The organism is Nocardiopsis sp. TRM 82005, assembly GCF_056312425.1.
Genome location: NZ_JBWDTQ010000050.1, coordinates 1 through 11,246, shown reverse-complemented (window position 1 = coordinate 11,246; position 11,246 = coordinate 1). Strand labels below are relative to the sequence as shown.

Sequence of the window (11,246 nt, the reverse complement as noted above, 5' to 3'; positions counted from 1 at the left end):
CGGCCCGGTGGCCGGGGGGACCGGGCCACGGGCCCACGGAACTCTTCGCAGCGGCCTTGACCTCAATAATCATTGAGGTAAGAGGCTGTGCAGTGTCGGAGGAACAGACACCGAGGAGAAGAGATGCGCGCGATACGAGTGGACGGGTTCGGCGGCCCGGAGGTTCTGGTGGCCCGGGAGGTGCCCGACCCCGGAGTGGGCCCCGGACAGGTACTGGTGGAAGTCACGGGGTCGAACGTCATGTATCTGGACACCCTGCTCCGGAGCGGCTGGGGGCAGGACTACTTCCCCCTGACCCCGCCCTACGTCCCCGGCGCGGGCGTGGCCGGGAGGGTGACCGCACTCGGTGAGAGCGTGGACCCGGACTGGGAGGACGCTGTGGTGGTCGCGGAGACCGGACACGCGAACACATCTGAGGGGCACGGCGCCCTGCCCGTGGACGGCTACGCCGAGCGGACCGTCGTTCCGGAGTCGGCACTGGTCAGGGTGCCCGAGGGGATGGATCCGCAGGCGGCACTGGCACTGCTGCACGACGGACCGACCGCGCTCGCCCTGGAGCGGACGGCGGGGTTCGGACCCGGCAGGACCGTCCTGGTCACCGCCGCCGCCGGCGGGGCTGGCAGTCTGGTCGTCCAGCTGGCACGGACGGCCGGGGCCCGGGTCATCGCCGCAGCCCGCGGCGAGGCCAAACTGGAACTCGCCCGTGAGCTGGGCGCGCACGAGGCCGTGGACTACTCGCGCCCCGGATGGGAGAGGCGGGTCCGCGAGCTCACCGGAGGCGCCGGGGTCGACGTCGCCCTGGACGGCGCCGGGGGAGCGCTGGGCGCCACGGCCTTCGGATCCGTGGCCGACGGCGGCCGGTTCGTCAGCTACGGGTCGGCGGGCGGCCACTTCTCGGAGGTGGACACCGAGGAGGCCGAGCGCCACGGGATCGAGGTCGTGGGACTGTTCGACCTGGAGGCGCACAGCGACAAGAAGGACGCACTACGCCTCGTGTTGGAACTGGCGCGCTATGGCAGGATCACACCGTACGTGGGACTGACCCTGCCGTTGGAGCGTGCGGACCGGGCGCACGCCGCGCTGGAGGAGCGCACGGTCCTGGGCAAGGTGCTGCTGGTGCCCTGAGCCGGCGCCGCGGCCGTCAGCCCTGCTCGGCTCGGGCCACCAGGTGCCGGCGCAGTTCGGCGGCGGCGGCCCGGGGGTCCCGTGCCTCCGTGATGGCGCGCACGACCACGACCCGGCGGGCACCGGCGTCCAACACCCGGTCGATGTTGTCCGCGTCGATCCCGCCTATGGCGAACCAGGGACGGTCGGTGCCCAGGGCGGCGGCCCGCTCCACCAGGTCCAGTCCGGCGGCCGGACGGCCCGGCTTGGTGGGTGTGGACCAGGTGGGACCGACGCAGAAGTAGTCGCTGCCGGGCTCCTCGGCGGAGGCGGCCGCGGCCCTGACGTCGTTGTTGGAGCGGCCGATGATGGGATCGGCGCCGATGACGTCGCGTGCCATGGGCACGGGCAGGTCGCGCTGGCCCAGGTGAAGGACGTCGGCGCGCACGGTACGGGCGATGTCGGCGCGGTCGTTGACCGCGAGCAGGGCACCGTGCCGCTCACAGGCCTCACGCAGTACTTCCAGGGCCGCGAGCTCCTCTTGGGCGTCCAGGCCCTTGTCCCTGAGCTGGATGATGTCCACTCCCCCGGCCAGGGCGGCGTCGGTGAACTCGGCGAGATCACCCTGCTCGGTCCGGGCTCCGGTGCACAGGTACAGAAGGGATGCGTCCAGGCGCTTGCGCAGGCTGGTTCCGTGGATGGTCCTCACACCGTCCACCCTAGGCCCTGACCCGCGCCGGCCCAAGGCAAGCCCGCCCCCGTGAGCCCCGGGTCAGAAGGCCATGCTCTGGGCGCGGCGGCGCACCTCGGTTCCCCTGTTCTCCCGCATGGCCTGGATGGGCGTGCCCGGCAGGGAGTCGTCGGGGGTGAACATCCAGCGCAGGGCCTCCTCGGTGGAAAAGCCCGCGTCGCTGAGCAGGATCATCGTGCCCGGCAGTCCCTTGACGAGGTCGTCGCCGTCGATGAAGGCGGCGGGGATGGACAGCTCGCCGCCGCGGACCACACCCGCCAAGCGGTTTTCACGGATCAGCGTCTTGATCCGGTTCGGGCTCACGCCCAGCGGCTCAGCCGCCTCTTTGAGGGTCAGCCATTCGCCGACCAGTGTGTCGATGTCGATGTCGCTTTGTGTCACCCGACCAATCTGCCACATCCCCGCGCACCCGGTGTACCTGCACACGGGTGTGCCGGCACTTCACCGGGGATCGCCCGGGCCCCGCCCCGGCGGAGGTCCTAAGATGGGGGGACAGACCAATACGTCCCGCGGGAGCCGGGTGAGACCCGGCTGAGAGGGAGGCTGTGAGCCTCCGACCGCACGAACCTGATCCGGATCATGCCGGCGAAGGGAGTGGAACTCAGCACCGTGCGCACGTCGAACGATCCCTCCTCCGCGACGACTCGTCCCACCAACGAGTGCGCCGGTGACCACGGCGTCGTCGTGGTCGGCGGCGGCCTCATCGGGCGGGTCACCGCCTGGCGTGCCGCCCAGCGGGGACTACGCGTCACCCTGGTCGAACCCGATCCCGTGGCCGACCCGGCCGGAGCCCGCGCCGCCTCCACCGTCGCGGCGGGCATGCTCACTCCCGCCACCGAGGCGGTGTTCGGTGAGGAACCCCTCATGGAACTGGGTATCCGGTCCGCGAGCATGTACGCCGGCTTCGTCGCCGAACTGGAGGAGGCCAGCGGTCTCGGTGTGGGCCACCGCGCCACCGGCACGCTCCTGGTCGCCTTCGACCGCGACGATCTGGCCGTCCTCACCCGGCTGCACGAGCTCCAGCGGCGCCTTGGCACCGCCACCGAGCGCCTGACCAGCCGCGGATGCCGCCGCCTGGAGCCGATGCTGGCCCCGTCCGTACGCGGCGGCGTCCTGGCACCCGAGGACCACTCCGTGGACCCGCGTCGGCTGCTGCGCGCCCTGGCCGTGGCGGGAGAGCGCGCTGGTGTCACCGAGGTCGCCGGGCGGGCCGAGGAGGTTCTCGCCCCCGGCCCGGAGGGCGCCCGGCTGGGTGTGCGCCTGGTCGACGGACGCCTGCTGCCCGCCGACCAGGCGGTACTGGCCGCGGGCTGCTGGGGTGACGGGATCAGGGTCCCCGGACCGGTGGTACCGCCGCTGCGTCCGGTCAAGGGCCAGCTGCTGCGCGCCCGGGTGCCCGTCGGCGAACCGCCGATCGTCAGCCGGACGGTCCGCGGCCTGGTCAGAGGCTTTCCGACCTACCTGGTGCCGCGTGCCGACGGAGAAGTGATCATCGGTGCCACCCAGGAGGAGCTGGGACACGACACCACGCTCACCGCCGGGGGGCTGTGGCAGGTGCTCCGGGACGCGCGCGAACTCGTCCCCGGGGTGAGCGAACTGGAGGTCACCGAGACCTGTGTGGGGCTGCGCCCGGGCTCACCCGACAACGAACCCCTGCTGGGCCCCACCCGGGTGCCGGGACTGCACCTGGCCGCCGGGCACTTCCGGCACGGGGTACTGCTGACCCCGGTCACCGGCGAGGCCATGGCCGCGGCCCTGACCACCGGCGGCCTGCCGGAGTACGCCCGGCGCTTCGCCGCGGACCGGGTGCTCGGCGGCGACGGCACGACGACTCGGAAGTAGTGGGAGTAGCTGTGGAACTGATCATCAACGGCGACCGCCGTGAGGTGGCCGACGGCACCACCGTGGAAACGGTCGTACGCGGTCTCACCGCCTCCGGAGGCGGTGAGGTCCCCGGCGGTATCGCCGTGGCCGTCAACGACGAGGTGGTGCGCCGCACCGCGTGGGCCGACAGCGCGCTGGGCGCGGGCGACCGCGTGGACGTCCTCACCGCCGTACAAGGAGGTTGAGTATGACCGAGCACACCGCGTTCGCCGACGACCCGCTCGTGATCGCGGGGACCGCCTTCGGCTCCCGACTGATCACCGGCACGGGCGGGGCGCCCTCACTGGAGGTCCTGGAGGATGCGCTGGTCACCTCCGGCACCGAGCTGACCACCGTGGCGATGCGCCGGGTCTCCCCCTCCGCCCAGGGATCGGTGTGGGACGTCCTCGCCCGCAACAAGATCCGGGCGCTGCCCAACACCGCCGGATGCTTCACCACGGCCGACGCGGTACGCACCGCCCGGCTGGGCCGCGAGGCGCTGGGCACCGACTGGGTGAAGCTGGAGGTGGTGGCGGACGAGCACACGCTGCTGCCCGACCCTGTGGAGCTGCTGGACGCCGCCGAGCAGCTGGTGGACGAGGGCTTCACCGTGCTGCCCTACACCAACGACGACCCCGTGCTGGCCCGGCGCCTGGAGCAGCTGGGCTGTGCGGCGGTGATGCCGCTGGCCGCGCCGATCGGGACCGGGCTGGGCATCCGCAACCCGCACAACCTGGAGCTGATCGTGGAGCAGGCGGGCGTACCGGTGATCGTGGACGCCGGGATCGGCACCGCGAGCGACGCCGCCCTCGCGATGGAACTGGGCTGCGACGCGGTGCTGTTGGCCACGGCCGTGACCCGTGCCCAGGAGCCGGTACGGATGGCCGCGGCGATGCGCGACGCCGTGCGCGCGGGCCGCGGCGCCCGCCTGGCCGGGCGCATCCCGGTGCGCCGCTACGCGCAGGCCTCCTCCCCCCGGGCCGACTAGTGCCGTCCGACCCCGGCGGTCACCGCGCTAGGGAGTGTTCTTCGATCCCTTCTGTCCGGAAACCGTCCTGCGGTTTCCGGACGGAGGAGAGTTGGGACACTTCCACTGGCGCCCGTGTGTGGCTTGTGTGGCGCGGGATGGCTTTTGCGGCCCGTGTTGCGTTCTGGACGGTCTCACGGCTCGGGCAGAAGGAGGACGCGAAGTGGCGACGCTCCGGCACTGAACACCATCGGCCGTGGTCAGAGCCGTTTCCATGGCGGATATGAGAGGGGGCCGATGCGTTCCCTCCGGGTCGTTTGGCGCTGTCCCCTACCGTGGAAGGAGTGTGCGACGCCTCGGGAGGGCAGCGCGCGCACGAAGGCAACCCAGGTGCGGACGCCCTCCACCGACGGTGGTGCGGGGCGGCGCGACCGCGAACCGCGGGGCAGACCTGGTGCGGGCTTCCGCTATCGTGTCGGTTCGACACCCGGTGTCGGGTACGCGCCACCGGCCGCTACAGCCCGCGCTCCCCGCAGCAAGGACACTACTCCGCCGTGGACATGACGACTTCCGACCCGCTCGTAGGCACCACCCTGGACCGACGCTACTTCGTCGAGTCCCGGATCGCCGGAGGCGGGATGGCGACCGTCTACGTCGCCCACGACCTGAGGCTGGACCGGCGGCTGGCGTTGAAGGTGATGCACCCTTCGCTGGCGCAGGATCCCACCTTCGTCCAGCGTTTCATCAACGAGGCGCACTCCGTCGCCAAGCTCTCCCATCCCAACGTCGTGCAGGTCTTCGACCAGGGTGAGGACCAGGAGCACGTGTTCCTGGCCATGGAGTACGTGCCCGGACGCACCCTGCGCGACCTGCTCAAGTCCCGGGGGCGCCTGGCCCCGCGCGACGCCCTGAACGTGATGGCCTCCGTACTGGCCGCTCTGGGCGCCGCCCACCAGGCAGGCATGGTCCACCGCGACGTCAAGCCCGAGAACGTCCTCCTCACCGAGGACGGCCGGGTCAAGGTCGCCGACTTCGGCCTGGCACGCGCGGTGGAGCAGTCCAACCAGGGCCTGACACGCACCGGCACCCTCATGGGCACCGCCGCCTACCTGGCACCCGAGCAGATCGAGAAGGGCACCGCCGACGCGCGCAGCGACGTGTACGCGGCGGGCATCATGCTCTACGAACTGCTCACCGGCGGCCAGCCGCACACCGGCGAGACGCCCATCGCGATCGCCTACCAGCACGTCAACGAGGACGTCCCGCGTCCCTCGCACTTCCTGCCGGGCACGCCTCCCGAGGTGGACGGTCTGGTCACCAAGGCCACTGAGCGCGACCCCAGGTACCGTCCGGGCAACGGAGGCCAGTACCTGGCCAAGATCCTGGAAGTGCTCAAGGGCCTGTCCCCCGACTCCACGAGCAGCCAGGCTCCGCTGACACCCGTCGCCCCGTCGGCGGCCACGGCCTCCATCACCGCCCCGCAGCTCATCGCCGGCGGGGCCGGTCCGGGCACCGAGAACGCCACGATGGTCGTGGACATGAACTCCGCCGGCCTGGACGAGGCCGGCTACGACGATGACGACGGCTACGACGACTACCGGAACGGCCCCAACGACCGGCGCCGCCGCAATCTGCTGATCGGGATCGGTGCGGCGGTCATGGCGCTCGTCGTGCTCGGCGCGGGCTGGTGGGTCGTTGAGGGCCGCTACACGGACGTTCCGGACGTGGTCGGCTCCAGCTCCGATGTCGCACGGGTGGCGATCCTTGAGGAGGGCCTGCGCTACACGCTGTCCGAGGAGACCGTCTACAGCGACGCTGAGCAGGGCACGGTCGGCGCGACCGACCCCGATGTCGGGACGCGCCTGTCCCCCGACGAGGAGGTCACCGCGTACCTGTCCAAGGGTCCGCAGATGGTGCCCATGCCCGACCTGGAGGGGGAGAACTCCGCCGACGCCCTCAAGGCCGTGGAGGACCTCGGCTTCGACCCGGAGAGCGTACTCCAGGAGGACGTGGACGCCGATGGCGTCGAACCGGGAAAGGTGGTCTCCACCGATCCCGCGGCCGGGGCGGAGGCCGACCGGGAGGGAACGGTCACGATCTCCGTCAGCCGCAGCATCCCGGTGCCCGCCGTGGTCGGCGAGGACCTGGAGAGCGCGCGCACGACCCTGGAGGAGCTCGGCCTGACCGTCGACGTGGTCGAGGAGGAGAGCGAGGACGTCGACGAGGGCAAGGTGATCCAGCAGAGCCCGGACAGCAACTCCAGCGTCGGCTCCAACGGCACCGTCACCCTGACCGTCTCCACCGGTCCGCCGGATGTGGAGATCCCCGACGTGGTCGACATGGAGGTGAAGGACGCGCGCAAGGCCCTGGAGGAGGCCGGCTTCAAGGTCGAGGTCGAACGGATCCTCGGCGGTCAGACCGTGTCGCACCAGTCCCACACGGGCGAGGCCCCCAAGGACACGAAGATCACGATCACCGCGACCCCGGGCGGTATCGACCTGGGCGACCTCGGCGACCGCGGTGATGACGATGACGACGACTGACGCGCGCCGGGGGCGCCGCCCCTGATCGCGCTGGGCACGACCGGAAGGGGCGTGCGGGCCGACAAGGGCCCGCGCGCCCCTTCCGCCGTTCCCGGGCTCCACGAGAGCGGCCTGAGGGACCGGGAACCGGGGCTGAGCCCCCGGGAGTGCCAGGGCCGGCCACGGCCTGCCCGGCGCCGTCGGAGCGGGATAGGGTCGCCCGCATGGAGAGTGAGGTAGTCCGGGTACTGGTGGTGGACGACCACCCGATGTGGCGCGACGCGGTCGCGCGCGATCTCGGCGAGGCCGGGATCGATGTGGTGGGGACGGCGGGCGACGGAGCCAAGGCGCTGCGCATCGCCCCGGCCGCGCGCCCCACCCTGGCCGTGGTGGATCTGCACCTGCCGGACGTAACAGGGGTTGAGCTGACCGCGAGCCTGGTGGCGCTGCCCGAGCCCCCGAGGGTGCTGGTGCTGTCGGCGAGCGGCGCCGGAGACGACGTGCTGTCCGCGGTGAGGGCCGGAGCGACCGGTTACCTGGTCAAGTCGGCTGGCCGGGAGGAACTGCTGGACGCGGTGCGCCGGGTGCACGCGGGCGAGGCCGTCTACACCCCGGGCCTGGCCGGCCTGGTGCTGGGCGAGTACCGCAGGCTGTCGTCGGCGGAGCGGCCCCGCGGGCCGGAGGCGCCCGAACTGACCCCCCGCGAGACCGAGGTGCTGCGCCTGGTCGCCAAGGGGCTGGCCTACAAGCAGATCGCCCAGCGGCTGACCATCTCCCACCGCACCGTACAGAACCACGTGCAGAACACCCTCACCAAGCTGCACCTGCACAACCGGGTGGAGCTGGTGCGCTACGCCATCGATCAGGGCCTGGACGGTTAGGGCCGCCGGAGTACGGCGAAACGGGAGGTGACATGCCGAAGGCACCCCCGGGCGGAGAACGGGCCAACCCCGCCGGCCGCGCTCCCACGTCCCGCGGCGGAGGTTCGTCCGGTGTTCGCCCACCCGAGGTTGGCCTCCGGTCCCCGCGCCCACTATGGTCTAGACCATATGGCGCCATGCGCCGTGGAAGCTGACAACGTCGAGGAGAAGTCGAATGCGAGTCGGGGTGCTGACCGGTGGCGGAGACTGCCCTGGTCTGAACGCGGTCATCCGCGCCGTGGTCCGCAAGGGCATCAAGGACTACGGTTACGAGTTCGTCGGCTTCCGGGACGGCTGGCGCGGCCCCCTGGAGGGCGACACCATGCCGCTGGACGTGACGGCCGTGCGCGGCATCCTGCCCCGGGGCGGCACCATCCTGGGATCCTCCCGCACCAACCTCATGAAGATCGAGGGCGGCGTCGAGCGGGTCAAGGACAACATGGCCGGCCTGGGCGTCGACGCCCTGATCGCCATCGGCGGCGAGGACACCCTGGGTGTGGCCCGCCAGCTGCACGACCAGGGCGTCAACGTCGTCGGTGTGCCCAAGACCATCGACAACGACCTCAACGCAACCGACTACACCTTCGGTTTCGACACGGCCGTGAACATCGCGACGGAGGCGATCGACCGCCTGCACACCACCGCCGAATCGCACCACCGCGCGCTGGTGGTGGAGGTCATGGGCCGCCACGCCGGATGGATCGCCCTGCACTCGGGCATGGCCGCGGGCGCCAACGTCATCCTCATCCCCGAGCGCCCCTTCGACATCAACGAAGTCGTCAAGCACGTCGAGAGCCGCTTCGAGACCCAGTACGCGCCGATCCTCGTGGTCGCTGAGGGCGCGCACCCCAAGGAGGGGCAGATGGAGCTGGCCGCCGGCGAGAAGGACGCCTTCGGCCACGTGCGCCTGGGCGGCATCGGCCAGACCCTGGCCGAGGAGATCGAGAAGCGCACCGGCAAGGAGTCGCGTTCGGTGGTCCTGGGCCACGTGCAGCGCGGCGGCACGCCCAGCGCGTTCGACCGGGTGCTGGCCACCCGCCTGGGCGTGCACGCCATCGAGGCCGTGCACGAGGGCGGGTTCGGCAGGATGGTCGGCCTCCAGGGCACCGACATCGTCCGTGTGGACCTGGCCGAGGCGACCGACACCCTCAAGACCGTCCCCGCCGAGCGCTACGAGGAGGCCGAGACCTTCTTCGGCTAGGTCGTGTTTCTTGGAACGTTCCGTGCTCGCGCCCCCAGACTGCCTCTCGCTGCGCCGATGACGCCTGCGAAGCACGACCAGGCTGAACTTTGCGCCACGTCTTGCGAGAGATTGTCTGGCGGGCCGCTCACGGGGTGTCGGCTACGCCGACAGAGGCGAAAGCATCCCAAAAACACTCCCTAGGAGCCCGGCCCCGGGTTGACCGGGGCTTCCCCGGGTGTCGGCCACCGGCCACGTGCGCCGATCCTCCGGACCGGTCCGCGCCCCCTTCCCAGCTCCCAGGGAGGGGGGCGCTCCGCCTGCGGTGCCCCTTTCACCGCCGCCCTCCCCGTCGGGCCGCACCGGAATGGACGGAGCGGTATAGGGGATGTTCGATACTGGAGGACGGCGACGGGCGGTCCCGGTCCGCCACCGCCACTTCCACGTCACACCGGGGCACGAAGGTACTCACCGGAGGTAGCACCATGTCCGCGTCGCTTGAATCCGCGCCGCTCCCCGCAGCCCAGGCCGGATCCGACGCCGGGCTCGGCGAGCTCTGCGTGCTCATGAAGCTCGGCGAGATCGTCCTCAAGGGGTCCAACCGCAAGCTCTTCGAGCGCCGGCTGCACAACAACATCCGCTCCTCCGTGCGCGATCTGGGCGACGTCCGCCTCTCCCAGCGCGGCGCGGGCGTGATCATCGTGCGCAAGCCCGAGGCCTCCGACCTGGAGATCGCCGAGATCGCCGACCGCATGGCCAACGTGATGGGCGTGGTGTGGGTGCACCTGGTCCGCCGGGTGGCCAAGGACCTGGACGCGATCACCGACATCGGCGTGCGCTCCCTGGCCGGACGCGAGGGAACCTTCGCGGTACGCGCCCGCCGCCGCGACAAGCGCTTCGAGATGACCTCGTCGGAACTGGCCGGATACCTGGGCTCGAAGATCATCGATGCGCACGGCTACAAGGTGAACCTCAAGCGGCCCGACAACACCCTGTACGTGGAGGTGGACAAGGACGAGGCGTTCGTGTTCACCGACGGCACACCCGGGCAGGGCGGCCTGCCCGCCGGGATGAGCGGTCGCGGCCTGGTGCTGATGTCTGGCGGGATCGACTCCCCCGTCGCCGCGCACCGGATGATCCGGCGCGGCCTGAAGGTCGACTTCCTGCACTTCTCCGGGATGCCCTTCACCGGGCCGGAGTCCATCTACAAGGCCTACAGCCTGGTCCGCCAGCTGGACCGCTACCAGGTGGGCTCACGGCTGTTCGTGGTCCCCTTCGGCAAGGCCCAGCAGCAGCTGAAGAGTTCGGGGATCGAGCGGCTGCAAATCGTCGCCCAGCGCCGCCTGATGCTCAAGACCGCCGAGGCGCTCGCCGACGACCTGGGGGCGCAGTGCCTGGTCACCGGGGACGCGCTGGGCCAGGTCTCCAGCCAGACCATGACCAATCTGACCGCGCTGGACGACTCGGTGGACCTGCCGATCCTGCGTCCGCTCATCGGTATGGACAAGACCGAGATCATGGACCACGCGCGCCGGATCGAGACGCTGGCCATCTCGGAGCTGCCCGACGAGGACTGCTGCACCATGCTGACCCCGCGCCAGGTGGAGACGGCGGCCCAGATCCCCGACCTGCGCCAGATCGAGAAGCGCCTGGACGCCGAGGAGCTGGCCGAGTACCTGGTCTCCACCGCACAGGTGCACAAGCCCAGTTTCCTGGGCGAGGCGGCGCCCCGACGCGTGACGCCCGCCAGCGCGTCGGCGGCCACCGTCTAACGCGGTCGCCGCGCTGAGACGACGGCGCCCCCGATCCCGGGATGACGGGGTCGGGGGCACCGTCGTCTCAGCTCCGTGAGCTCACACGTCGGCGAGCTGGAGGTTGGGGGCCGGGGTGAGGGTGCGCCCGGTCAGAGTCGCCAGAGTGCCCGCCAAATCCCGCAACT

The 11,246-nt window shown here is 71.3% G+C and carries 10 protein-coding genes and 1 riboswitch; of the genes, 8 read left to right on the top strand and 2 right to left on the bottom strand.

All coding sequences use genetic code 11. The features are described 5' to 3' along the window. The first annotated feature begins 123 nt into the window (after window positions 1-123). Complete coding sequence (locus tag AC0T5L_RS26790; protein WP_476168278.1) at window positions 124-1,125, top strand: zinc-binding dehydrogenase; 1,002 nt, start codon at window positions 124-126, stop codon at window positions 1,123-1,125. A gap of 16 nt (window positions 1,126-1,141) precedes the next feature. Here AC0T5L_RS26790 and thiE read toward each other — a convergent pair whose 3' ends face one another. Then, complete coding sequence (gene thiE / locus AC0T5L_RS26785) at window positions 1,142-1,813, bottom strand: thiamine phosphate synthase (protein WP_476168277.1); 672 nt, start codon at window positions 1,811-1,813, stop codon at window positions 1,142-1,144. Window positions 1,814-1,876: 63 nt separating this feature from the next. Next, window positions 1,877-2,254 carry an Rv2175c family DNA-binding protein gene (locus AC0T5L_RS26780; RefSeq protein ID WP_476168276.1) on the bottom strand — a complete coding sequence of 126 codons (378 nt, stop codon included), beginning with the start codon at window positions 2,252-2,254 and terminating at the stop codon, window positions 1,877-1,879. Window positions 2,255-2,354: 100 nt separating this feature from the next. Next, window positions 2,355-2,467: riboswitch (TPP riboswitch) on the top strand. Between AC0T5L_RS26780 and thiO the strand changes: the two genes are divergently transcribed. The 7 genes from thiO to thiI all read left to right on the top strand — a co-directional run bounded on the left by thiO (window position 2,435) and on the right by thiI (window position 11,079). Beyond that, on the top strand, window positions 2,435-3,697 hold the full coding sequence (thiO, locus tag AC0T5L_RS26775) for a glycine oxidase ThiO (RefSeq protein WP_476168275.1): 1,263 nt from the start codon (window positions 2,435-2,437) through the stop codon (window positions 3,695-3,697). (Overlaps the previous riboswitch by 33 nt.) A gap of 11 nt (window positions 3,698-3,708) precedes the next feature. Continuing rightward, the gene (thiS, locus tag AC0T5L_RS26770) at window positions 3,709-3,924 is read left to right on the top strand and encodes a sulfur carrier protein ThiS (protein WP_476168274.1); all 216 of its coding nucleotides are present in this window, start codon (window positions 3,709-3,711) and stop codon (window positions 3,922-3,924) included. 2 nt (window positions 3,925-3,926) lie between these two features. Continuing rightward, window positions 3,927-4,706, top strand: a complete 780-nt coding sequence (locus AC0T5L_RS26765; protein ID WP_476168273.1) for a thiazole synthase — start codon at window positions 3,927-3,929, stop codon at window positions 4,704-4,706. A gap of 533 nt (window positions 4,707-5,239) precedes the next feature. Continuing rightward, a complete protein-coding gene (pknB, locus tag AC0T5L_RS26760; RefSeq protein ID WP_476168272.1) occupies window positions 5,240-7,228 on the top strand; it encodes a Stk1 family PASTA domain-containing Ser/Thr kinase in 1,989 nt (662 codons plus the stop codon). Window positions 7,229-7,431: 203 nt separating this feature from the next. Beyond that, on the top strand, window positions 7,432-8,088 hold the full coding sequence (locus AC0T5L_RS26755; protein ID WP_476168271.1) for a response regulator: 657 nt from the start codon (window positions 7,432-7,434) through the stop codon (window positions 8,086-8,088). A 214-nt stretch (window positions 8,089-8,302) separates the two neighbouring features. Beyond that, the gene (locus tag AC0T5L_RS26750; RefSeq protein WP_476168270.1) at window positions 8,303-9,328 is read left to right on the top strand and encodes a 6-phosphofructokinase; all 1,026 of its coding nucleotides are present in this window, start codon (window positions 8,303-8,305) and stop codon (window positions 9,326-9,328) included. Window positions 9,329-9,792: 464 nt separating this feature from the next. Then, window positions 9,793-11,079, top strand: coding sequence for a tRNA uracil 4-sulfurtransferase ThiI (thiI, locus tag AC0T5L_RS26745; protein WP_476168269.1), 1,287 nt, complete (start codon window positions 9,793-9,795; stop codon window positions 11,077-11,079). Window positions 11,080-11,246 lie beyond the last annotated feature (167 nt).

Excerpts from the sequence above, each read along its gene's own strand:
- AC0T5L_RS26790 (WP_476168278.1), top strand. The coding sequence starts at position 124 with ATGCGCGCGATACGAGTGGACGGGTTCGGCGGCCCGGAGGTTCTGGTG.
- AC0T5L_RS26765 (WP_476168273.1), top strand. The coding sequence starts at position 3,927 with ATGACCGAGCACACCGCGTTCGCCGACGACCCGCTCGTGATCGCGGGG.
- AC0T5L_RS26755 (WP_476168271.1), top strand. The coding sequence starts at position 7,432 with ATGGAGAGTGAGGTAGTCCGGGTACTGGTGGTGGACGACCACCCGATG.
- thiI (WP_476168269.1), top strand. The coding sequence starts at position 9,793 with ATGTCCGCGTCGCTTGAATCCGCGCCGCTCCCCGCAGCCCAGGCCGGA.
- AC0T5L_RS26750 (WP_476168270.1), top strand. The coding sequence starts at position 8,303 with ATGCGAGTCGGGGTGCTGACCGGTGGCGGAGACTGCCCTGGTCTGAAC.
- AC0T5L_RS26780 (WP_476168276.1), bottom strand. The coding sequence starts at position 2,254 with ATGTGGCAGATTGGTCGGGTGACACAAAGCGACATCGACATCGACACA.
- thiO (WP_476168275.1), top strand. The coding sequence starts at position 2,435 with ATGCCGGCGAAGGGAGTGGAACTCAGCACCGTGCGCACGTCGAACGAT.